The 24,599-nt window shown below is 45.0% G+C and carries 18 protein-coding genes and 2 tRNA genes; 5 read left to right on the top strand and 15 right to left on the bottom strand.

The annotated features are described in order from the left end of the window. Positions 1–37 precede the first annotated feature (37 nt). Positions 38–1,315, top strand: coding sequence for a UDP-N-acetylmuramoyl-tripeptide--D-alanyl-D-alanine ligase (locus E7Z59_RS06010; protein WP_136335369.1), 1,278 nt, complete (start codon positions 38–40; stop codon positions 1,313–1,315). Between the two features lie 19 nt (positions 1,316–1,334). On the opposite strand, the gene E7Z59_RS06005 is transcribed toward E7Z59_RS06010, so the two are convergent. Then, a complete protein-coding gene (locus tag E7Z59_RS06005; protein WP_136335368.1) occupies positions 1,335–1,820 on the bottom strand; it encodes a hypothetical protein in 486 nt (161 codons plus the stop codon). A gap of 184 nt (positions 1,821–2,004) precedes the next feature. Here E7Z59_RS06005 and E7Z59_RS06000 point away from each other — a divergent pair, with 184 nt between their 5' ends. Next, positions 2,005–3,180, top strand: coding sequence for a glycoside hydrolase family 53 protein (locus E7Z59_RS06000; protein WP_136335367.1), 1,176 nt, complete (start codon positions 2,005–2,007; stop codon positions 3,178–3,180). On the opposite strand, the gene E7Z59_RS05995 is transcribed toward E7Z59_RS06000, so the two are convergent. Together E7Z59_RS05995 and E7Z59_RS05990 are read right to left on the bottom strand one after the other, a co-directional pair. Continuing rightward, positions 3,177–4,343 (bottom strand): porin, encoded by a 1,167-nt coding sequence (locus E7Z59_RS05995; RefSeq protein WP_244932696.1) that lies wholly within the window; start codon positions 4,341–4,343, stop codon positions 3,177–3,179. The genes E7Z59_RS06000 and E7Z59_RS05995 overlap by 4 nt on opposite strands. An 80-nt stretch (positions 4,344–4,423) precedes the next feature. Further along, positions 4,424–6,163 carry an amidohydrolase gene (locus tag E7Z59_RS05990; RefSeq protein WP_136335366.1) on the bottom strand — a complete coding sequence of 580 codons (1,740 nt, stop codon included), beginning with the start codon at positions 6,161–6,163 and terminating at the stop codon, positions 4,424–4,426. Positions 6,164–6,420: 257 nt separating this feature from the next. Between E7Z59_RS05990 and E7Z59_RS05985 the strand changes: the two genes are divergently transcribed. Beyond that, complete coding sequence (locus E7Z59_RS05985; RefSeq protein ID WP_136335365.1) at positions 6,421–7,179, top strand: DUF5694 domain-containing protein; 759 nt, start codon at positions 6,421–6,423, stop codon at positions 7,177–7,179. Between the two features lie 143 nt (positions 7,180–7,322). Here the strand turns inward: E7Z59_RS05985 and E7Z59_RS05980 are convergent, their stop codons facing one another. From E7Z59_RS05980 to E7Z59_RS05925, 12 genes are all read right to left on the bottom strand, one after another. Further along, complete coding sequence (locus E7Z59_RS05980; RefSeq protein WP_136335364.1) at positions 7,323–8,216, bottom strand: phospholipase A; 894 nt, start codon at positions 8,214–8,216, stop codon at positions 7,323–7,325. A 200-nt stretch (positions 8,217–8,416) separates the two neighbouring features. After that, positions 8,417–8,938 carry a hypothetical protein gene (locus tag E7Z59_RS05975; protein ID WP_136335363.1) on the bottom strand — a complete coding sequence of 174 codons (522 nt, stop codon included), beginning with the start codon at positions 8,936–8,938 and terminating at the stop codon, positions 8,417–8,419. Between the two features lie 259 nt (positions 8,939–9,197). After that, positions 9,198–9,590: a hypothetical protein gene (locus E7Z59_RS05970; RefSeq protein ID WP_136335362.1), complete on the bottom strand. Its 393-nt coding sequence runs from the start codon at positions 9,588–9,590 to the stop codon at positions 9,198–9,200. Between the two features lie 932 nt (positions 9,591–10,522). After that, positions 10,523–10,597, bottom strand: a tRNA-Val gene (locus tag E7Z59_RS05965). Between the two features lie 623 nt (positions 10,598–11,220). Then, positions 11,221–11,295 (bottom strand) — tRNA-Val (locus E7Z59_RS05960). 89 nt (positions 11,296–11,384) lie between these two features. Beyond that, complete coding sequence (locus E7Z59_RS05955; protein WP_136335361.1) at positions 11,385–12,596, bottom strand: bifunctional folylpolyglutamate synthase/dihydrofolate synthase; 1,212 nt, start codon at positions 12,594–12,596, stop codon at positions 11,385–11,387. 3 nt (positions 12,597–12,599) lie between these two features. Beyond that, on the bottom strand, positions 12,600–13,520 hold the full coding sequence (locus E7Z59_RS05950; RefSeq protein WP_136335360.1) for a cell envelope integrity protein TolA: 921 nt from the start codon (positions 13,518–13,520) through the stop codon (positions 12,600–12,602). Continuing rightward, positions 13,520–13,906 carry an ExbD/TolR family protein gene (locus E7Z59_RS05945; protein WP_136335359.1) on the bottom strand — a complete coding sequence of 129 codons (387 nt, stop codon included), beginning with the start codon at positions 13,904–13,906 and terminating at the stop codon, positions 13,520–13,522. The genes E7Z59_RS05950 and E7Z59_RS05945 overlap by 1 nt, the downstream gene beginning before the upstream one ends. Before the next feature lie 48 nt (positions 13,907–13,954). Next, a complete protein-coding gene (locus E7Z59_RS05940; RefSeq protein ID WP_136335358.1) occupies positions 13,955–14,644 on the bottom strand; it encodes a MotA/TolQ/ExbB proton channel family protein in 690 nt (229 codons plus the stop codon). 48 nt (positions 14,645–14,692) lie between these two features. Further along, positions 14,693–16,060: a sodium:proton antiporter NhaD gene (gene nhaD / locus E7Z59_RS05935; RefSeq protein ID WP_136335357.1), complete on the bottom strand. Its 1,368-nt coding sequence runs from the start codon at positions 16,058–16,060 to the stop codon at positions 14,693–14,695. Between the two features lie 19 nt (positions 16,061–16,079). After that, positions 16,080–17,306, bottom strand: a complete 1,227-nt coding sequence (locus E7Z59_RS05930) for a Glu/Leu/Phe/Val dehydrogenase dimerization domain-containing protein (protein ID WP_136335356.1) — start codon at positions 17,304–17,306, stop codon at positions 16,080–16,082. Positions 17,307–17,358: 52 nt separating this feature from the next. Next, positions 17,359–18,426 carry an anhydro-N-acetylmuramic acid kinase gene (locus E7Z59_RS05925; protein WP_136335355.1) on the bottom strand — a complete coding sequence of 356 codons (1,068 nt, stop codon included), beginning with the start codon at positions 18,424–18,426 and terminating at the stop codon, positions 17,359–17,361. A gap of 88 nt (positions 18,427–18,514) precedes the next feature. On the opposite strand from E7Z59_RS05925, the gene E7Z59_RS05920 reads away from it, so the two are divergent. Together E7Z59_RS05920 and gltB are read left to right on the top strand one after the other, a co-directional pair. After that, positions 18,515–19,657, top strand: coding sequence for an acyl-CoA dehydrogenase (locus E7Z59_RS05920; protein ID WP_136335354.1), 1,143 nt, complete (start codon positions 18,515–18,517; stop codon positions 19,655–19,657). Between the two features lie 428 nt (positions 19,658–20,085). Beyond that, complete coding sequence (gene gltB / locus E7Z59_RS05915; RefSeq protein ID WP_136335353.1) at positions 20,086–24,597, top strand: glutamate synthase large subunit; 4,512 nt, start codon at positions 20,086–20,088, stop codon at positions 24,595–24,597. Positions 24,598–24,599 lie beyond the last annotated feature (2 nt).

Below are 24,599 nucleotides of genomic sequence, written 5' to 3'. Positions count from 1 at the left end.
CCCTGAGAGATCAGGGCTTTTTTTTTATTTTTATCCCATGAGAACTGAAGACCTGCACAAGCTATTTCTGAACGCCTCAGGCGTATGTACCGATAGTCGAAACATTGAACACAATGCTATTTTCTTTGCCCTGAAAGGCGACAATTTTAACGGCAATGCATTTGCCCTCGAAGCCTTGAAACTGGGGGCATCCTACGCTGTAGTCGATGAAAATGTTGATCACAGTAATGTACGATTGATCAAGGTGAATAACGTGCTGAAAACGCTGCAGGAACTGGCGACTTTTCATAGAAAGTTTTTAGGCCTCCCCATCTTGGCCCTGACGGGAAGTAACGGAAAAACCACCACCAAGGAACTGATCAAAGCGGTGCTGTCAAAAAAATACCATACCGCAGCAACCCGGGGTAATTTCAACAACCATATCGGTGTGCCCTTAACGTTACTATCGTTTAATAAGAACACCCAGATCGGGATCGTGGAAATGGGCGCCAATCATCAAAAAGAAATTGAGGCGCTTTGCAATATCGCCCTGCCCGATTACGGACTGATCACGAATTACGGAAAGGCGCACCTGGAAGGCTTTGGCGGAGTCGAAGGGGTGATAAAGGGAAAAAGCGAAATGTATGATCACCTTATCAGCCATCATAAAACCATTTTCTACAATAGCTGTGATGACATTCAAAAAAGCAAGCTTTCCGAATACCAGAAAAAGTTTGCCTTTGGAAATTGCACCCCAACCGATTTTCATACTGAACTCCTCAAAGACGGATATTTCGTAAAGTTCAAAACCAAGGACGGTGTCATAAGCTCGAAGCTCACAGGAGACTACAACTATAACAATTTGGCACTGGCGGCAGCCATCGGTCATTACTTTGAGGTTACTCCTGAGGATATAAGATCAGCCCTGGAGTCTTATGTTCCTTCCAACAACAGGTCACAATTGATCTCCAAAAACGGAAAAGAGATCTTATTAGATGCTTACAACGCTAACCCCAGCAGCATGGAAGCAGCACTGCGGCATTTTGCCAATCACGCCCCTTCAGAAAAAAGATCGGTAATCCTTGGAGATATGTTCGAACTTGGCGAGGAAGCTGCTGATCTGCACCAGTACATTGCAGACCTGTGTGAACAATTAGGCCTTGAAAACATCTATCTTGTCGGGAAGCACTTTAGTTCCACCCAAACAAAGGCTAAAACCTTTGAAAATTTTGAGAAATTCAGCGCTTATATAAAATCAGAACCCCTTCAAACCCCACACCTGCTCATCAAAGGATCAAGAGGGATGGCACTGGAAAGGGTCCTTGAACTCATTTAGCAGCACAATCAGAAGATATTTAACCCTTCAACTGGCCGGCTTCTCCAATAAACGGAATATTGTTTTGAAGCCGGACCCTCATGGTTGATTCGATGTATTTTTCAACCTGAATAAACTTACTGGCTTGCAATGGGTTTACGGCCTTCTTCATTTTGTTGTAATATTTCAACTGAAGCTTTTCTATAGCCATGTTGTTTTTCAACAACCTTGTGGTCAGATCATCAGCCTGATCTGCAGAAAGACTTTCATAGTTTGCTGCATAGTCTTTCAGGATCTGATAGCGTTCCATACCCAATTTATTCTTTTCTCCTGTATAAGCATCATAAATGGGCCAGAAAACAGTAGCTTCATCATCGGGCAAGGCCATGTACATCATTAGCATGTCTTTTTTGTCTACCCCAAAAGCTTCCTGGATAAGCTTCGCTTCTTCATCATGAATTTGAGCGTATCCGGCAAAAGTGAACATAAAGGCCAGGATACATGAAATTTTTAGCAAGTGTTTCATTGTTTGCATTTTAATAATTAATACTTGAGAATGCATGGAAGGCAGACCATGGTTGGGATACTAAATATACACATTAAGATTCATTAATCATCATAACAGACTTACTTTCAATCATTTAGACGTTATGATAACCTTTCAAAAAAGAATACTTCGGTATTCGGGTACGTATCATTAATTTTAAATCATGAAACTAACCTTAAAATCCTTACTCCCGGAAAGATTATTACCTCTCCTCCTGCTTTCCTTTTTATCCATCATCTCATGTCAGAACGAAAGTGATGCCGCAAGCAGAGAAACCACCTCAGAAATTACGACTCCCGAATTCTACTATGGGGCCGACCTGTCTTATGTAAATGAAATGGAAGATTGCGGAGCTGTCTATAAGAACAGTGAAGGGGTCAGAAAAGACCCTTACGAGCTATTTGCTACTGCCGGCGCTAACCTGGTACGCTTGCGGCTGTGGCATACTCCAGAGTGGACCGATTACAGCACGCTGAAGGATGTGAAACGATCAATAGCCAGGGCCAAGGAATCGGGAATGAGAGTGCTCCTTGATTTCCACTATTCTGATGATTGGGCCGATCCTGCCAAACAGGAAATACCCAAAGCCTGGGAAGACCATATTGACGACACCGCTGCTCTCGGAAAACTGCTATACGACTACACTTACCAAACCCTAACTGAACTGAAGCGAGAAGATCTTCTTCCTGAAATGGTGCAGGTTGGTAATGAAATTAACGGAATGATCCTCAGGCAGGGTGAGGGTACCGGCTCCATAGACTGGGAGCGTAACAGCTATCTGATCAACACGGGTATAAAAGCGGTGCGGACCGTATCTATGGAGATCGACAGGCCCATCGAGATCATTCTGCATATTGCCCAACCTGAAAATGCCTTATGGTGGTTTCAAGATGCCACTGCGAACGGGGTCACCGATTTTGACTGGATCGGACTTTCGTATTACCCTAATTGGTCTGAATACAAATTTGACCGGCTTGGGGAAGTCCTGGCCGATTTAGTAGAAACCCATCGCAAAAAACTGATGATCGTGGAAACCGCTTACCCGTATACGCTTGACAATGCAGACCAGGCTAATAATATCCTGGGCACCGAAGCCTTGATTTCGGGATATCCTGCCAGCAAAGAAGGTCAGCTAAACTACCTGCTGGACCTGGAAAAGATCGTAAAGAACTCCGGCGGACAAGGACTTATTTACTGGGAACCTGCCTGGGTTTCCACCTCCTGCAGCACGAGATGGGGTGTTGGTTCTCATTGGGATAATGCCACTCTTTTTGACAACAATGGCAAACCGACACCGGGTATGGAGTTCTACCATAATAATCTGAAAAAAAAACCTTAAAAAGATATATCCCATTGCACACGAACCCGTACTTCATCGCTTACCGGGAAAGTAGGCCCTTGCAGTTCCAGCCAGGTTACCTCTGCAGTCAGTTTATTACGATGCCCGGCAAAAAACCAATTAACCCCTAGTCCGAGCTCTTTATGAAGGTTATTCTCCACATTAACCTCAGGAGTATACCAGGCATATCTCATAGCCGCCTCCAGGGGCTCAGGAATATCCGACCAAATCTGATGCAGGAAATATCCGGCCTGAAAATAACTTCCCTTCAGGATAGTGGTTTGCGCTAAAATTCTATCGTGAATTTCCTTGTAATGAGATTCATGCTGCCAGGAAAATCCGCGGTATTTAAAGGCGGTTTCCAACAAAAGTTGATTCACCCTGTACTGCCCTTCCTCTCCATCAGCAAAGCCCACCAGTTGACCACCGCCGGAAGTAGAGAACCTGGTATACGGACTTCTGTTCGTTACCCCTGCAAAAGCAATTAAGCCTTCAGGAGCTTCAGTCATGGAAAGGTCAGAGCCGGAAAAGCCCAACTCACGACCAAAAACATTCCATTGTAACCTACCTACATACATAAGATGCTCATCGTCATTGGTTGACTGCCCTCTTCCGGTACCCGTAAGCACGGAAATATTATAGCTCAGATCGAGTAATCTTTCCGGAAACAATCGGCCATAAAACTCCATTCCCTGCTGGCGGTCTACGGTAAAAGGTCGATTGATGATAGATCGGTCAACCAATTGCTGTTTTCCTGAAGATATTACCCGTTCTCTGGTAAAATAGGTTTTCCACTGCCCTATTTTGAGCTTAAAGAACTCCCATTTTTCAACCATCACCCGAAAATCAAGCAAATTACCTCCAACAACATCGTACTCCCAGTAATATTTCAACCAGGGCTTAAATCCGTGTCCACCTACCTTTAACCGGGCACGATTTACCTCAAATACATGAGTTTCAGTATCCGTAAAGTCTTCAAAAGTAATGGGATCCTGATCCTGTGGATAGGCATAGCGAAACTGCAACCTGGACTCTATATGCATTAAAAACTTATCATCAGCAGTACTGAATTGGAAGCCTTTTCCGGTATATTGAACTCTTGAAAAGTCAGGATCCAGCGTTTCCTGTGACAACACAGACAGAGGAAAAAATAATAATGTCAACAGCAAAGCACTGTCAACAATTGACGCGAATTTTAGTTTAGGAATATGCAATGTATATTTTTAATATGAGTTATTCAGTCTTAATTACCGGCATCTCTCCTGAACACAGTCTCCCCTTCTTTAATGGTTTCCAGTACTACGATATCTTTTAAGGTCATCGGATCAACCTTCAGCGGGTTCTTATCCAATATTACCAGGTCAGCAAGTTTTCCCGGAACGAGCGTACCCTTGCGATCTTCTTCAAAATGCTGCCATGCACTCCATTCGGTAATACATTTAAGGGCCTCATAAGGTGTTAGACGTTCTCCAGGGCCCATAACAGTTCCGGAACGGCTCACCCTGTTTACCGTGGTATGCATGATCATCATCAGGTTTGGAAGAGCCACAGGAGCATCGGTATGACTGGTTACCGGAACACCCTTATTCAATGCCGATTTGATCGGACTGATCTGCTGAGCCTTCTCGGGCCCTATAATTTCCTTGTACCAATCGCCCCAGTAAAAAGTATGCATTGGAAAAAGGGAAGCTACCATATCATATTTCTGTAAGCTGTCAAGCTGATCCATTCGAAGCAACTGCCCGTGAATTAATACGGTACGACGATCATCATTCCCATATTTTTCAGAGGCGTCCGCCACGGCCCGTATAAGCTGATCAGCAGCAGCATCTCCATTAGTATGCGCAAGCAATTGCCAGTTATTTGCAAAGGCCGAATCAACAACAGCTTGTACATCTTTATCATCAGGAATAGCCGGGTAGCCGCTATACCTCTCTTGCTGTCCATCAGGCGGAATCAGGTATGGCTCCGTTCTCCAGGCTGTTCGCCCCTGAGGAGAACCGTCCAGTGTTAATTTAATACCTCCTATACGGTAATGATCCTTATATCGTACCCCAACCCAATCGGTACGTAAATACTGCTGATAGGCGTAATCAATATAAGACACCACATCGATCTTTAATTTTCCCTGTTGTGCATAATCAACCAATTGTTCATGATTTTCCATCGCCCTGCCCTCCTGGGCCGTTGTATACCCATAGCTCAACACCATTTCCTGGGCCTTATCAAAATAATAAGATACCAAATCGGGCTCTACAGGACTAATGGCCTTGATCATGGCAGGAATGGCGGCCAACTCCTCCAAAACCCCATTAGGTTCTGAGGTACCTTCTACTCTTCTTATAACTCCTCCCTGAGGATCAGGGGTATCGGCATTATATCCTATTTTCTCTAAACCGGCACTATTCACTGAAGCAAAATGTCCCGATATATGAACAGCCATCACGGGTACATCTAAAGAGACCTTATCAAGATCTTCCTTTGTGGGATGTCTCTTTTCTGCCAGTACCGCATCGTCATATCCCATCCCGATGATCCAACCCTGGGTTTTATCGGTTCCGTTCTCCTCGTACCAACCAGTCATTTCTTTTATCAAGTCATCTATGGTATTCACCTGGCCATCAGGTTCGGCCAGCAAATTTGCACCTACAGCCTGCGCGCCCAAACCTCCGAAATGGACGTGACCATCTATAAAACCGGGAAGCATGGTCTTACCATTAAGATTCACCTCCGTGACCTTACCATCAAACTTCTCCCTGGCACCTGACAGGTTTCCCACGTAAACGATCTGCCCCTCTCTTTGTACCAGGGCCTCGGCATAGCGCGGAGAGGCTCCTTCCATCGTAATAATGTCACCTCCGTAATACATGGTCTGTTTTAAGGCATAGGGTTCTGCCTTCGCTTTTTGCTTTTCTTCCGATGGCGATTTACAGGACACCGTAAAGAGTAGAGATGCAAAGAGGGCACAATACAAAAATCTCATATGACTCAATTTTAGAAATTTGAATCAGCCCTATCCAGGGCTGATTAACAGTAATCAATTTACACATTTTCAGCATGTTGTGTAGATTTTTTCCTCTTAAAATCGAAATATACTGCCAAATTCCTTATCAGACCGTAACACCCGGATTAAAGCATCATCTTTATAGCACCAACCAACCTTATAACCAAATGATTAATATCTACCCACCCTTCAAACGGTATTTTCTGATTTTAACCCTGTTATTTTCAACATGCGTCATGATGGCTCAGCAAAACAATACTCCAGAATTAGGTGAGATCGCCTTTCTCGGGGTTTTCCATTTTGCCGGAACGAATGATATGGTTTCCTTGAATATAGACGACCTGAAATCAAAAAAACGGCAAGAGGAAATTCAAAGCCTTGTAGACAGCATGGTAGCATTAGAGCCTCACAAGGTGATCCTGGAATATCCTTACGGAAAAACAAAACTAGACTCTCTCTACGCAGAATATCGTAAAGGCAACCACCAACTTTCGATCAATGAAAGACAGCAATTGGGATTCAGAATTGCTCATAGGCTAGGACATGAACATATTTACGTAGCCGATCACCCTATGGATATTGGCTTTGGACCACTCATGAAATATCTGGAAGAGAGTGAGCAGACCTTCAAACTGGACACCCTGATAAAAGAGGCCAATACCCTGATGAGATCGTGGGAGAATCTTTACGAAAAGGGATCACTATCAGACCTTCTTTACACTATGAACGCTGCCGAATCTGATAACGAGAACAAGAACATTTACCTGGAAGTTTTCAATATCATGGGAGGTGATCAAAATAATTACGGGGTTAGTGTGGTTTCCAAATGGTGGGAGCGTAATTTTCATATCATGAAGAATATCGATCTGATCATGGAACCGAATGATCGTGCCCTGGTAATCTTCGGGCAGGGGCATACTGCCATCCTGAAGGACCTCTACCGTGGGAGATCAGATGTGAAGGTAATTGATGTACTGCCGTATTTGAGAGAATGATTTCTTTAGCGAGTGGAGAGTAGAGAGAAGAGAGAAGAGAGAAGAGAGAAGAGAGAAGAGAAGGAGGAGTTGGCCGGTTTTGGAATTTCCATTCGGCAACCCCTACACCGTAACCCGTAACCCGTAACCCGTAACCTAAAAAACTACCAATCAACAAAAGAAAGTCCGATGCCAAAAGTGGTTTGACGGTGGTTGTAGTCGATCATGGTTTCTCCATAACCGTGAAAGATCTGTGCATGCCCTCTAAGCGTACCTTTTATGGGGAATAAATAATTTAACTCAAGGCTCCCTTTATGATTGCCGAGTGAAAGATCAGTATGCAGTATACTGTAGAGGCTATGTTGTTTCCTGCTGTATACGAAGGTGGCATTAGCCCGACCCACAAAGTCGGTAATTTTAGGGTTTTCATCATCGGCGTCATCGATCCGAATCCAGGGACGAAGAAATAATTGCCAGTGATCGCTTTCCATTCCCAAATGAAAAATAATACGATTCCAGCTTCGGGAATATGGCAATGACCTCCCGTTAGACTGGTGATTAAACGACAAACCCATCATCCTGATGGCGGCAGAACCGAACTTAATTTTCATAGGAAAATTAAGCAGCAACTCCGGCTCATAATTCAATTCCCGAAAGGGTCTTGACAGCTCCTCATTATACACCTGCCAATGCGCCAGCTGGGTATAGGCCACCCACAGATCGCCGTGACCAAAGAACATATTGTGGAAGATCTTGGTTTTAAAACTGAATTGCAGGCGGGACTCTACCCTGTCATAGGCTGCAGGTTCAACAGCTCTGTAATCCGGGTTCTCACTAAAAGGCAGTGAATTGGGGCTGGTACTATAGCGCGCCAACAACATATAAATAGGTTTGTAAGAGGTGATGCGAAAGGTGCCTTTATCTGAAGAGGGAGATAACTGCCATTGCTCTTCCATGGTCTTAGTAACAATATCACGCACCCCGACGCTGTCAGATTGACCAAACAGGGAACAGGTGAAGGCCCACAAAACAATAGGAAAGATGAATCTGAAAGGCATTAGAACCGGAGTTGAATAAACTTGAAAAAAGCGTTTTTAAAAGAATGTTGAAATAATCCAGAAAGATAAGGAATCCTAAGTTGTGTTTAGACACCAAAACATTCGTCCATAATTTGAATGACCTTGAATTTGTCTGGATGAATGAATAGGTCCGACCCATAATGGAAGAGCGTAACGTTAACAAATCACCTGGAGTTGTATTAGAAGGCCACCCCCAAACTCAACCCCATCGGTATAGGCATAATTGCTTGGTCCTGTCGACTTTTAAATGGATATAAAGCAAAGACCCTGAATACCATTTTTTGTTTCACTAGAGGCTGAAGTCGGTATCCAACAAGAGGATACACATAATAGGGATGCGGTGACGAACCGTAAACCAAAGTTCCGCCAACGCCAACTTCCAGGAAGTGCTTTTTCTTCCCTAAAAGCCCGGAGAACCTTACGGGAAAAGTGACAAACTTTTCAGCGGGTTCTTGACAAGGCCCAAAAAAACAAAGTTGAAATTCTTCATTATAACCCACCCCCAATTGTCCGGCAAGTAGAACCCTGGAGTTTATTTCGAACAGGCGCTCATAGTTTACAGCTATCAAAGAAAGGTCTCCCAAAAAGCCGAGATATAAATTATTCAAAGGACGTTCAAAAATCAATTCCTCCTGCGTCTGTGACCAGGCGGATACACCAAACTGAAATATTAATAAGAGCAAGAATACAGACCGTTTCATTATTTAGAAAATTAAACATGTAAAGAGTTCACAGGACTAAAGGTAAGCCCCGGTAGAAATCGGATATCCCTTATTATTGATTTTCAATAAATCAGGACAGGTATAGCAGAAGGGGAAATACCCCCGGGGAACACGCTGCTTAACAAAATAGACGGACAATCTAAATACCACAAAGATTCACTACCATACCCATACACCACACTGAAAGCTTATCAATTAGTCCTTTATAAATCTTCTGCAACCTATCAACAAAAAAAGATCACTCCGTTTGAAATGCTTTTGACAGCCCCCAATCCACATCAAATGCTCCATCCAATACAATAAATCCAATACCTACAATCACAGCACCTGCTCCTGTGAAAATTAGCAAAGTCGGAAGCCAATCAACCTTGCGTTCTTCAACCTTAACGCCTGCCGCGGAGACTCCGATGAGTTTACTATTCGTTCTCATCCAGACGCTGTCCTGCGCCCAATAAACTGAATCTGCTATGATCCTTTTTTTACTTGAATTATTGACGGGCACAGTCGCCTTGTATTTAATGCCCTTATGGCTGACAAGGTCCTCATTTTGGTTTACTTCGCGGTAACTAAAGCACGAACTAAAAACAAGGAGCGTATAAACTGCCAATGCTAAACAACATATTCTGCGCATAACTATTAAGTTTTACAGATAAACCCTAACAGGTCCATCCGGGTTGAGTGTTCTACCAGCATACTAAATCAGCCAATTGAGAACATCCCGAAGCTACCTATACTTCCAAAAACAAGGGTCCTGAACTATTGATTTTCAATAAATCAGGAAAAAAATGTGTCAGGGATATCGAAAACCGGAAAAGGATGACTAATATGCCTTTTTCAAAGCGGTATATAGAGATGATTTGGATGAACCCGTTAAACCAGGTCTCACTGAATACCTCTAAGGAATACTTGCCTATCGGCAGACATAAGGGCATATGAAGGGCGACGAAGGCTACCATCAATTCCTTCCCAGAAATCTTTATAAAACAACAGTCCTCTTCTCCTCCAAGGGAGGACCGAGCGGTAATAAAAAGGTCCGGCGGACCTTTTGAGCGAAACTGCCTGACGGCAGCCAGGGGGGCCAGCTGGCGGGTGGAAGAAAAGGTGAAAGCTTTGACGGAAGGGTGAGCCAGTGCTACCTGAAAAAGCATTTGGATTACGCCCTTTCGGGCGTGATCCCGGGAGGGGGCAATGCTCAACCCAAAATCCCGGCGCCTGCAGCGCCACAGGTTTTTTTATGCCCTTTCACCGCCTTCGAGGAAGCTCTGGAGGATTACGCCCTTGCAGGGCGTGATCCTGACTATGGGGATGTTGCAATCCCAAAATCCCGCAAAGGCTACGCCTTTGGGGAGTTTTTTTATGCCCCTTCACCGCCTTCGAGTAAGCTCTGGAGGATTACGCCCTTGCAGGGCGTGATCCTGACTATGGGGATGTTGCAATCCCAAAATCCCGCAAAGGCTACGCCTTTGGGGAGTTTTTTTATGCCCTCACGCTTCACTCAAGCAAGCTTGGCTCGCTGAAGGGCATAAAAAAATCCCGATCGTTTCTGATCGGGATTTTGGGTTGTGGGCGATACTGGATTCGAACCAGTGACCCCCTGCTTGTAAGGCAGGTGCTCTGAACCAACTGAGCTAATCGCCCTTATTGCGGGTGCAAATATAACACAGTTTTTATATATAACAAGCATTATAAAAAAAAGGATGACTAAAATTTCAGAAAGCTAAATACTGCTCTTAAGTGTTAAAATCCTCTTCACTCTTGGAGGGCCGTATGGAAAAAAAGGTCCGGCGGACCTTTTGAGCGAGGGGCCAGCAGGCGCGGTGGCATTCTATACTCACCATCGCAATAAGGACTACCTTCACCCCACCTTTTAGATAATGAAAAACAACGTTCTCCTTCCCCCTTAGCAAGGGGAAGGTGTCAAAGCCGAAAGCTTTGAAGGAAGGGGTGAGTCAGTGCTACCTGAAAAAGCATTGGGATTACGCCCTTGCAGGGCGTGATCCCGGGAGGGGGCAATGCTCAACCCAAAATCCCGGCGCCTGCAGCGCCGCAGGTTTTTTTATGCCCCTTCACCGCCTTCGAGGAAGCTCTGAAGGATTACACCCTTGCAGGGCGTGATCCCGGGAGGGGGCAATGCTCAACCTAAAATCCCGGCGCCTGCAGCGCCGCAGGTTTTTTTATGCCCTTTCACCGCCTGTGAACAAGTTCACGCGGTTTCAGGGCATAAAAAAATCCCGATCGTTTCCGATCGGGATTTTGGGTTGTGGGCGATACTGGATTCGAACCAGTGACCCCCTGCTTGTAAGGCAGGTGCTCTGAACCAACTGAGCTAATCGCCCCTTATGCTTTAGAAAGCTTACTTGCTCCCTGATTGCGGATGCAAATATAGAACAGTTTTTGTATCCTGCAAAAGAAAAGAAAAAATAAATCACACTATTTCTGCAACGGTAAAAGTACTCCCTCCAACAAACACCAGATCGTTTGTAGTCGCTTGCTTACAGGCCTTTTCGAGGGCTTCTGTTACTGAGGCATATACCGCTCCATTCAACCCGAATTCGGCAGCTTTAGCCTGCAGTACCTTGGCATCCAGTTTTCTCGGAATATCGGGGGCCGTAAAGTAATATTGAACCCCTTCTGAAGGGAATAAAGGCAGGATCAGATCTAAAGCTTTGTCCTTAACCACGCCGAGAACAATATGCAGATGATCATAATCTTCTTCCTTTAACTGCTCCATCACCAATGACAAACCTTCCATATTATGGGCAGTATCACAGATAACTTTGGGAGCTGTTTGCAGTACCTGCCACCTCCCGAGCAATCCGGTGTTCTCAACGGTTTTCAACAAACCGACTTTAAGAATGTCATCAGACACCTGAACACCTTGCAGAGCCCTTACTGCCGCCACGGCAGCCCTCAGGTTTTTATTTTGATATTTTCCTTTAAGGTCAGACAGATAGGTGTCATCAAGTTCACCTGCCAATACCAGCTCTGCATTTTCTGCCCGTGCTTTCTCCTGAAATACCGGCCAGGTCTCTTCCTGGTACTCACTGATGACTACCGGCACACCCGGTTTAATGATCCCGGCCTTTTCGGCAGCGATCTTTTCCAGGGTATCACCCAAAAGATCCATGTGATCATAACCGATATTGGTGATCACAGAAACCTCAGGGGTAATAATATTGGTAGAATCAAGTCGTCCCCCAAGCCCTACTTCGATCACTGCAAAATCAACTCCTGCCCTTGCAAAATAATCAAAGGCAAGTCCTACGGTCATTTCAAAGAAAGAGCATCGATGCTCTTGAAAGAACGCCATATGCGCGGCTACAAAGTCAACCACCTCAGCTTCGGGGATCATTTGTCCATTGACCTTAATACGTTCTCTGAAGTCCTTGAGATGGGGTGAAGTATACAAGCCTACCTTATACCCTGCCTCCTGCAACACAGAGGCGATCATATGACTGGTAGAGCCTTTACCGTTGGTTCCCGCTACATGAATGCTTTTATACCGGGCATGCGGCTGCCCAAGGCGAGCATCGAGCGCCAGTGTATTAGCCAGCTTTGGCCGAAAGGCAGTTTTGCCTTCCCGCTGATACATCGGCAGCTGCATAAACATCCAGTCTACCGTTTCCTGATACGTCATAGTTTATTCCCCTAGTTTGAAATTGACCACTACAAATCCGACCTGCCTTGAAGGGGCATTGGCATCGGAATTCCAGCGATAGGATCTCGCTGTTTTTTCTGCTGCTTCGGTCAAACATGCAGCAGTATTGGTAGACCCGCGCACTCCGGGAACGGCATTAATGACTCTTCCGCTGCGGTCTACTTCGATCTTTACAACCACCCTTCCGGTTTCGTTGCAGTCCTGAACATACTTCTGTCCGGTAACCAGGCTGCGACCGTTCAGTCCGTAACCTACTCCTCCGGAGCCGCTTCCGGGACTTCCGAAGTAACTACTGGCATAAGGGTCGCCATTGAGCTGGCCTTTATCACCCGGGCTGTTATCATTACCTTCTCCTCCTGTGGCAGTTCCTTCACTATTGTTCAGTCCGCCCATCAGTTGGTCGAGCTGACGCTTTTTAGCCTCCTGCTCCTGACGAATTCGTTCCTGCTCGGCCTTACGCTCCGCTTCTTTACGTTGTTCTTCTGCGATACGATCACGCTCAATTTGCTCCTGTCGCTCACGCTCTTTACGTTCGGCATCAAGCTTACGCTTACGCTCTTCTTCAGCCTTGCGCATAGCAATGGCCTCTTCGTTGTCCTGGGTTACCACCTCCTCTTCTGAGGCCTCTGCAGGTTCGGGCTCTGCCGGTGCAGGCACTTCTTCTGCCTGTTCCTGTACAGGTTCTGGTTCCGGAATGGGTTCCGGTTTTGAACGGATAGGCTCTTTAGGCTGCACCTTCCCGCTACCCACATCAGTGTATCCGAAATTCACCGAGATCCCTGATTCTATGGGCGGGTCAAGGTATGACAACCCCACATAAAACATCAAAAGGATAATCCCTGACAACAATATGGTGGTCAGGGTAAAAGATTTTCTTTTATGTCGGGTATCAAATAAAGACATTAATTAGGACGTACTGCCAGGATTACTTTATACTTGTTCTGATTAGCAATATCCATCACCTGCACTGCATTATTGATCGGCACACTTTCTTCAGCCCTCAGGATGATGGTAGGTTTGTCAACGTCTTTCAAACGCCTGCGAAGTTCTGTTTCCAGGAACTCTTCCTTAACCTTTGTATTATCTACAAAAAACTCAAGATTTTTATTGATACTCACAGAAACATTCTGGGTATTGGTTGATTTTCCTTTGGCTTTTGGCAGCAACAGATCAAGAGCATTAGGTGCATTGGAGGTGATCATAAAGAATACCAATAGCAGGAAAACAATATCGGTCATTGAACTCATACTGAATTCAGGAGACACCTTATTTCTTCCTCTAAGATTCATAAGCGCGGTTTTAAATTACCCTTGGGGTTAATGAGAAGACTGTTAGTCTTAGACCGGCTCGTTGAGCAGGTCTAAGAAATCAACAGCATTACTTTCCATGGTGTGCACAACCTTATCGGTACGCACCACCAGGTGGTTATATCCTATATAAGCAATAATACCCACGATCAGTCCGGCTACAGTAGTGGTCATGGCCGTATAGATACCGCTTGCCAATTGCCCCATTTCAGCCTGTCCGCCGCTGGTAGCCATTTGATGGAAGGCGAGTATCATCCCGATCACCGTTCCAAGAAACCCGATCATAGGAGCTGCACCGGCCACAGTAGCCAGGATACTCACGTTCTTCTCCAGCTTATATACCTCAAGGGTACCTGCTGTCTCAATAGCCTTATTGATATCTTCCAGGGGTTTTCCTATTCTCGATATCCCTTTTTCAGTTAGACGTGCTACAGGAGAGTCTGTCTGTGCACAAAGTATACGTGCCGATTCAAGCTTACCCCCTGAAACGTGATCTCTGATCTGGTTCATGAAGTTCTTATCGATCTTCGAAGCCGCCTTAATGGCAAAGAGTCGTTCGAAATAAATGTACAAGGCTACGAAGAGCAACACGAAAAGAATAGCAATGATGACCACACTTCCTGTACCGCCATTAGCGATAAGGTCAATAACGGAGAGGGTTTTCTCTTCAGAGAGCAATTCCTCTGATGCCTCCAGCGAAGCTTCTTGAAAAAGTATCATAAGCAATGAGATAGGTTAAAGTTCTATAACGTAAAATAAGGAATTTAATTATGCACCCAATACAAAATTTCGGAGGATGATAAAGATCACGGCACCGGAGATAAATCCGATAAAAGCCAACCAGGCGATCTTCTTCAGGTACCAGAAGAAATCGATCTTTTCCATTCCCATTGCCACCACTCCGGCAGCAGAACCAATAATGAGCATACTACCTCCTGTACCCGCAGAATAGGCTATAAAATGCCAAACGGCATCATCTAATGGCACTGAGAACATCCCGATACTGGCAGCTACCAGCGGTACGTTATCAATAACGGCAGAACCTACTCCTAAGATCATCACCACAAGGTCAGATACTGTGGTGCCCAATGATTCTGTACCCAGCTTAGGCATGCTCTGTTCTAAACTTTCAGCAAAGTGAAAGAGCATCCCCAGTGATTCCAGTGCAGCCACAGCCATCAAAATACCCAGGAAGAAAAGGATACTTGGCATTTCAATTCTCGAAAGAGAATGATGCACAGGACTGTGGTGTCCTTCCACATCATGTGATTCATCTGAATGCACCTCAGACAGACTGAACTTTGAGCTACTGTAAATCTCTGCAAAGGCAGCAACCACCGCAAGAGAAAGCATCATACCTACATATGGAGGTAAATGTGTTATCGTTTTGAATACCGGAACAAATACAATAGAACCAAGTCCCAGGTAAAGCATAATTGAACTATGCGGACTCTTTGGTTTATCGTTACCGAAGTCTCCCTCAATATCTCCCTGAAAAACCTTCATTCTTGAAGCGATCAAAACAGGTACTACCATACAGGCGATCGATGGCAGCAGTACATGAAGGATCAGCTGCGTTACCGATACCTTATTAGCGATCCACAGCATCGTAGTGGTCACATCACCAATAGGAGACCAGGCTCCACCGGCATTCGCCGCTATAATGATCAGACCGGCGAACCAAAGTCGCAGGCTACGGTCCTGTATGACCTTCTGAAGAATGGTAATCAATACAATGGTGGCGGTAAGGTTATCAATAATGGCCGATAGTATAAAGCCCAGTATTGAAAAGATCCACAATAAGGAACGTTTTCTCTTTGTTTTTATATATCCTTTGATCGTTGCAAAACCATCAAAATAGTCGATGATCTCAACAATAGTCATCGCCCCCAGGAGGAAGACCAGGATCTCTGCTGTTTTACCGAGGTGATGCAGCAGGATCTCTTCCAGGTGGGTGCCTTCGAGTTCCTTCAGCTCAGTATTCACCTCAAAAACGGGCAAATGCGTCAAAGCTATAAGGGCCCACAGAAGAGCCATCATACCCAGGGCAGGAATTAATTTATCGATTTTCAGATTGTGTTCAAGGGTGATCGCGAGATACCCCAGGATAAAAACAAGAATAATAACTGTTTCCATGTAGTCGTGTAGATTTTGTCTAAATTAATTGTTTTAATGCGATTTCGAAAGCAGTGCTGCTAATATTTGTTTTGGCTGCGCTGCGCTTAAAAGTATTTTGCAATGCCTTCCTGATGGTTTCGGAAGTATCACTGAAGATAGCCTCATCGGTCATTTCAACCCGACGCTCCATAAAGTAGGCAAAAACTCTTGCCATACCGCAATTTGAAATAAAATCAGGAATAAGGCTGATACGCTGGTCGGTGTATTCCATGATATCACCAAAGAAGATCTCCTTATCTGCAAAGGGCACATTGGCACCACAACTTACCACTTCAAGCCCCTTATTGATAAGACTGTCAATTTGTTCTTTGGTGATGAGCCTGGAAGCAGCACATGGAGCAAAGATTTCACTATGCAACTGCCAAACCCTTTCATTCATCTCCTCGAAAGGAATCAGGTTTTCTGCTCTCAGGGCATTTCCGTCCTTGTTCAGGAATAATTCACGGATCTCTTCCAATCTAAAACCATCTTCATTGATGAGTCCGCCTGAAATATCTATAATAGCTACGACCTTAGCCCCCATCTGAGCCAGGTAGTACGCGGCAGCAGAACCCACATTACCAAAACCTTGAACAATGGCCTTTTTGCCTTCAACCTGACCGCCGTAGATCTCGTAGTAATGCTTTACTGCCTCTGCAACACCGTACCCGGTGATCATATCAGCCACGGTGTATTTACGAAGTATATCGGGAGAGTATTGCTTACTTTCCACCACCTTGATCACTCCCTGACGCAATTGACCGATACGGTTGATCTTATCAGCTTCGGTAGGCTTAAAATGGCCGTTAAAGACGCCTTCCTGAGGGTGCCAAACCCCGCAGTCTTCCGTGATCGGTATTACCTCGTGGATCTCATCAACATTGAGATCGCCTCCGGTACCGTAATAGCTTTTTAAAAGGGGAGAAACCGCTTTATACCAGCGCTCCAGAACCCCTTTTTTCCGGGGGTCTTTAGGGTCAAAATTGATCCCTGATTTAGCACCACCGATCGCAGGACCGGAAACCGTGAACTTCACCTCCATGGTTTTTGCCAAAGAAAGCACCTCATTCATATCCAGACCCTTTCGCATACGGGTACCACCACCGGCAGCTCCCCCTCTGAGCGAATTGATCACCGTCCACCCCTCTGCATCAGTTTCAGGGTCTTTCCAGTTAAAAACGATCTCAGGAGATTTTTCTTCGTATTTCTTTAATAGATCCTTCATAGTTCTGTTTCAATGCCAGCAAATATAAAAAACTTAAAATGACTCTTCTTATTCAATTTATCAACCGGTTATACACCTTTCCACTGCTGTGATCCTTCGAGGCTCCGGTAACGCTTTGGAGACAGTTTACCTCCCCACGTAATTTCAACACCCCTAACAAGGCAAAAACCACAGCCTCCTTAAATTCAACCACAGCGTTCTCCGGCACGGTCACCTCTGCATTACTCAGTTCCCTCAGGGTATCGATAAGAAAGGTATTGTATGCTCCTCCTCCGGTTACAAGAACCCGCTCCTTAAGCCTAAGCTCTTTTGCTATTATTTCAGCAACATGCCTGCTGTAGGTAGCTAAAATAACTCCGGGATCTTTCTCCATACCATCCACCAAAGGAAAGATCTCTTTTTCAACCCATTCGATGCCAAGAGACTTTGGCGGCTCCAACTCATAAAAAGCTATTTTATTTAAGGCCGATAGCAAGGTCTCATTCACAACATGTTTTTTAGCCAAGGCTCCCCCCTTATCGTAAGGAACTCCCAGCTTGTGCGCATAATGATTTAAGACAGTATTCACCGCACAGATATCATAGGCTATGCGTTGCCCTTTGTCAGCTAAGGAAATATTGGCAAAACCTCCCAGATTCAGGCAATAGGTGAAATCGCTGAATAAAAGCATATCTCCAACGGGAACCAAAGGCGCTCCCTGTCCGCCCAACGCCACATCCTGCACCCTAAAGTCGCACACCACCTTTTTACCGGTAATTGCCGCGAGTTCCTCACGATTCCCTATCTGTACAGTGATCCCTTTTTCGGGTTGATGAAATACTGTATGACCATGAGAGCATACCGCATCTATTTCTACAGAGCTGTGAGCACCGAGAAATTCCCTGATGACCACCCCCAGGTATCGGGTATAGGCTATATCGAGAATTTCGAGGTCTTCAGACCCCAGTTGATGGGCTTTTCTGAGTTTTTGCTCCCAGTCAGACGGGTAGGCAAGGGTGGCCGCATCGAGAATATCGAATGTCCAGCCTTCCTTATGGTGAAAACGTACCAGGGCAAGATCAACACCATCGAGAGAAGTTCCTGACATTACACCCAATACGGTATAGGTTTGATTTTCCATTTTCGGTAAAATTAACTAAGTAAGATTGAAAAAATTACAATTTAAAAGTATCTTTGGGGCCTTTCGCTAAAAAAACACTAAAAATACAATGGATTTTAAACTTTCCGAAGAACATTTAATGATACAACAGGCGGCACGCGATTTTGCAAAGACAGAATTACTGCCGGGTGTTATTGAAAGAGACGAAAAACAAGAATTTCCGGCAGAGCAGATCAAGAAAATGGGAGAGCTCGGATTTATGGGGATGATGGTTTCTCCTGAATACGGAGGAAGCGGAATGGATACCGTGGCCTATGCCCTGGCCATGGAAGAGATCTCTAAGGTAGACGCCTCTGCATCTGTAGTTATGAGTGTGAACAACTCTTTAGTTTGCTGGGGACTGGAAACCTTTGGAACGGAAGAGCAAAAACAAAAATACCTTACAAAACTCGCCACAGGAGAAAAACTGGGAGCCTTCTGTCTTTCAGAACCGGAGGCAGGTAGTGATGCCACCTCTCAGAAAACAACAGCTGTAGACAAAGGGGACCACTACGTATTGAACGGAACCAAAAACTGGATCACCAACGGTGGAACAGCCGATGTTTACCTGGTGATCGCCCATACCCATCCTGAAAAAGGACATCACGGCATCAATGCCCTGATCGTAGAAAAAGGAATGGAAGGTTTTGAGATCGGTCCAAAAGAACAAAAAATGGGAATCCGTGGCAGCGATACACACTCATTGATGTTTACCGACGTGAAGGTGCCAAAAGAAAACAGAATAGGGGAAGATGGCTTCGGATTTAAGTTTGCCATGAAAACACTTGCCGGAGGACGAATCGGAATTGCCTCTCAAGCCCTTGGTATCGCATCCGGAGCTTACGAGCTTGCCAAGGAATATTCTAAGGTTCGTAAAGCCTTTGGCAAAGAGATCTATAAACACCAGGCCATTGCCTTTAAGCTTGCCGATATGCATACCCAGATCGAAGCCGCAAGACATCTTGTTCTTAAAGCTGCCTGGGATAAGGACACCGGAGAGAACTACGATCTAAGCGGAGCTATGGCAAAACTTTACGCATCTCAGGTAGCCATGGATGTGACTACCGAAGCGGTTCAGGTTCATGGTGGAAACGGCTACGTAAAAGAATACCATGTTGAGAGACTAATGAGAGATGCCAAGATCACACAGATCTATGAAGGAACCAGTGAAATTCAAAAGATCGTTATCTCGAGAGGGATCATGAAAGACTAAAGAATCAACAGTTCTTTACAATATAAAAAGCGTGATGCATAACCTGGTGCATCGCGCTTTTTTTTATTCATATTCTGTTTTATGCAATGATGTAAAAAATACAAAAACAAAAAATTAACATCGCTTGCAACCCCATCAAAAAGACACCCTTCCCACCTTAAATCAACAAATAAACCTACACCACCCCTCAGAAAAAAGATACTTAATTAGAAAATTAACCCCTTTTAAACCAATCACCCCTACAAAAAGCGACCTTTCCTTTCATTTTTCACCCCTGATTTTCAATTTTACAATTTACCCCCGTCTAAAAAACAGATTCCCTAAAATGCGGTGGGTAATTTTATGAGATTTAATTTTTTTTAGTTATTCCTCTCTTTTTCAGATCATCTTTCAGTGTATTCGTTAAATTATTAAAAAGAAAAGAGCTGATTATGCTAAAAGAACAAGGTCTATACTCACCGTTTTTCGAACATGACAATTGCGGTGCCGGTTTCATTTGTAACCTAAACGGGGTACGGTCAAATACTATTATTCACAAGGCACTGGATATCCTGGTCAGATTGGAACATCGCGGGGCGGTTAGTGCAGATGGTAAAACCGGAGACGGAGCAGGAATTCTTATAGAGATCCCACATCATTTTTTTTCCAAATCCTGTGATTTTGAGCTCCCGAAAGCCGGCGAATATGCAGTTGGCATGGTATTCCTTCCAGCCTCTGAAAACCAGGCTCTTCATTGCATGCAGCTATTTGAAGACCAATGCAAACAACAACAACTAAAGATACTGGGTTGGCGAAACGTGCCTGTTGCCACGGAACACCTCGGGGAGATCGCTGCTCAAACAGCCCCATGGATCAGGCAGGTATTTATTACAACCAAAGAAGAGGTTACCTCCCAGAATGACCTCTTTACCAAACTATTCGTAGCCCGAAAAACTACAGAACATCTCATTGCCTCCTCCGGGTTGTCCCAGTCAGATTCATTTTACTTCTCCAGTTTATCAACTACGACCCTGATCTATAAAGGCCTGTTAAAACCGGAAGACATAAGCGCTTTTTTCACCGACCTCCAGGACCCTGATCTTGTAACTAAACTAGCCCTGGTACACCAACGTTTCAGCACCAACACCTTTCCAACCTGGGATCTGGCCCAACCGTTTCGTTATATGTGTCATAATGGTGAGATCAACACCCTGCGCGGCAATCTTAGCAGGATGAAGGCCAGAGAAGAATTATTGAAGAGTCCGTTATTAGGAGAGAAGATCAAAGCTATGTTTCCCATTGTTCTCGAAGGGAAGTCTGATTCAGCCTCCATGGATATGGTCCTTGAATTATTGCTTCATACCGGCAGGTCTTTACCTGAGGCTATGATGATGCTGGTTCCCGAAGCCTGGGAAAAGCATCATTTTATGGGAGATGCTAAAAAGGCATTCTATGAGTTCAATTCCTGCATTATGGAGCCTTGGGACGGGCCCGCCTCTATCCCCTTCACAGACGGGAAATACATCGGCGCCCTTTTAGATAGAAATGGCCTTCGCCCTTCAAGATATACGGTTACCAAAGACGGCTACGTTATCATGTCTTCAGAAACAGGGGTGGTCGATATCGCCCCGGAAAATATTGCTCTGCACGGAAGGCTGGAGCCCGGTAAAATGTTCCTCGTTGATATGGAAGAGGGGCGAATCATTAATGACAAGGAGGTCAAGGATAAGATAGTGAGTAAGCGGCCATACCGAAAATGGCTGCAAAAGAATCTCCTTCACCTGGCAGATATTCCTTATACAGGGAATATGACCCCCGAAGAAACGACCCCCTTCGAAATACGCCGGCGACTATTTGGGTACACCTCCGAAGATATCACCACCATAATTACTCCCATGGCAAGATCAGGAAAAGAACCTATAGGCTCTATGGGAACCGACACCCCGTTGGCGGTACTTTCAGAACGACCTCAACTCTTATACAACTACTTTAAACAGCTTTTCGCACAGGTCACCAATCCTCCCCTGGATGGTATCAGAGAAGAGATCGTTACAGACACCTCCCTGATGATCGGAAGTGACCGGAATCTTTTCGAAATAGGAGAAGACCAGGCCATCAAACTAAAAATTCAAAATCCGGTGATCTCCAATGAAGACCTGGATAAGATCAAATTTCTGGACCACCCGAATTTTAAAGCTATTTCTGTATCCATTCTTTATGACAAGGACAAAGGAATGAATGCTTTGGAAGATCGACTTGAAGCCATTTTAGAGGAAATAGCAACAGCTGTCCAAAAGGGATGTAATATCATCATACTATCAGACAGGAATACCTCCGATAAAAAGGCACCTATACCTGCCTTGCTGGCATGCTCTCATATACATCACGGATTAAAAAGAAAAAAGGTAAGAAGCTCTATAGGCATTATCATTGAATCTGCTGAACCCAGAGAACCACACCACTTTGCCATGCTGTTTGGCTACGGTGCCAGTGCGATAAACCCTTATATGGTCAATGAGATCATAACTGACCAATGTTCAAAACAGGAAATACAACTATCTCCCGAGAAGGCCGTGGCAAACTTTAACCAGGCCATCGCCAAGGGTATAGTTAAGATCATGAATAAGATAGGCATATCCACCCTCCATTCTTACCGGGGTTCACAGATCTTCGAAGCATTGGGTTTGAGTAAAAAATTTATCGACCAATATTTCTGTAATACTCCCAGCAGGATCGAAGGTATTGGACTTTATGAGATCGAAAAAGAAATACAATCACGATACCACAAAGCCTTTTCGCATCAACCTGACCAACCCTCATTAGAGATCGGAGGGGATTACCGATGGAGAAGAAATGGAGAACATCATATGTTTAACCCTACCACCGTGGCAAAGCTCCAACAGGCAGTTCGGCAAAACAATCCGAAGAGTTACAAGGAATATGCAGATTGGATCAATAAACAGAGTGAAAACCTGATGACCCTAAGGGGTATGTTTCGATTTAAGAGCCTCGACCCTATACCCCTGGAAGAGGTTGAACCATGGACAGCCATCGTTAAACGCTTTAAAACAGGTGCCATGTCATTCGGGTCAATAAGCAAGGAAGCTCATGAGAATCTAGCCATTGCCATGAACCGACTTGGCGGCAAGAGCAATTCAGGAGAAGGAGGAGAAGATCCGGAAAGATTTCAAAAAGACCTGAATGGCAACTGGAGAAACAGTGCCATCAAACAGGTAGCCTCCGGCAGGTTCGGAGTTTCCATTAATTACCTGACCAATGCAGCAGAGATCCAGATCAAAATGGCCCAGGGAGCAAAACCCGGGGAAGGCGGTCAGCTGCCGGGACCAAAGGTCAATCCGGAGATCGCCCGCACCAGGAACTCAACGCCTTATGTGGGGCTGATCTCCCCTCCTCCTCACCACGATATCTATTCGATTGAGGATCTGGCCCAATTGATCTTCGACCTGAAAAACGCAAACAGGGATGCCAGGATCAATGTCAAACTTGTATCTGAAGCAGGGGTGGGCACTATTGCTGCAGGAGTAGCAAAAGCCAAAGCAGATGTGGTACTTATTTCGGGGTATGACGGGGGTACCGGAGCCTCTCCCCTTACCTCCTTACGACACGCCGGCCTGCCATGGGAACTAGGTATAGCAGAAGCACACCAAACCCTGGTAATGAACAACCTGAGAGATCGTATCGCTATAGAATGCGATGGCCAATTAAAAACCGGCAGAGATGTAGCGATTGCCTGTTTATTAGGGGCTGAAGAATTTGGGTTTGCCACTGCACCTTTGGTAGCCTCCGGCTGCATCATGATGCGCGCATGTCATTTAAATACCTGCCCTGTCGGCATAGCCACCCAGGACCCTGAATTGAGAAAGAACTTTAAGGGCACCCCTGAACACGTTATCAATTACATGTATTATGTGGCCAATGAATTAAGGGAGATCATGGCTGATCTGGGCTTCCGCAGCATTAATGAAATGGTGGGACAAAGTCAAAAACTTGATATGGATCGAGCACTTGAACATTACAAGGCCCGGGGTATTGATCTTTCCAAAATACTGTTTAAGCCTGAAATACCTGAGAATACTCCGGTATACCGGGTCAGACCCCAGGACCATCAATTAGAAGAGGTACTCGACTTTGAAATTCTAAAAAAAGCACATCCTGCTATTTACCGAAAGGAAAAGATCACCCTTGAATATCCGATCACCAATACAAATAGAACCACAGGAACCATTATCAGCCATGAGATCGCCAAACTTCACGGAGAAACAGGTTTGCCCGAAGACACACTCAATCTTCATTTTAAAGGTGCTGCCGGCCAAAGCTTTGGAGCTTTCGCTGCCAGCGGACTCACTCTCAATATAGAAGGCAATGCCAATGATTATTTTGGAAAAGGACTTTCGGGCGGAAAATTGATCATCAAGGTACCTGAGAAAGCTGATTTCCTTCCCCAGGATAATGTGATCATCGGAAATGTGGCCCTTTACGGAGCAACCAAGGGCGAAGCCTATATCAACGGGATGGCCGGTGAACGTTTCCTTGTGCGAAACTCGGGAGCTAAAGCTGTGGTTGAAGGGGTAGGCGACCACGGATGTGAATACATGACAGGTGGAATAGCCTTAATTCTGGGTAAGATCGGAAGAAATTTCGCAGCCGGAATGAGCGGAGGGATGGCCTTTATTTATAATGCCGATCAACAGATCAGTGCAGATCATTTTAATATGGAAATGATCGGGCTTGAAGATCCAGACAACAAGGATCTTTCTGAGATCAGGAGACTCCTTGAAAATCACACCTCCTACACCAACAGCAGGTTAGCGGCAGAGATCCTTGCCCAATGGCCGGAAACTCAAAAACAATTTATCAAGGTTATGCCCACCGAATATAAAAAGGCCCTTGAACGACTTGGAAAAGAAATAAAAAGAAAAGACAATATAAGTACGATCTGAAA

Source organism: Robertkochia marina (assembly GCF_004799345.1).
Lineage (GTDB): Bacteria > Bacteroidota > Bacteroidia > Flavobacteriales > Flavobacteriaceae > Robertkochia > Robertkochia marina.
The sequence above is the reverse complement of the archived record's forward strand: the minus strand, read 5'-3'. Positions and strand labels throughout refer to the sequence as shown.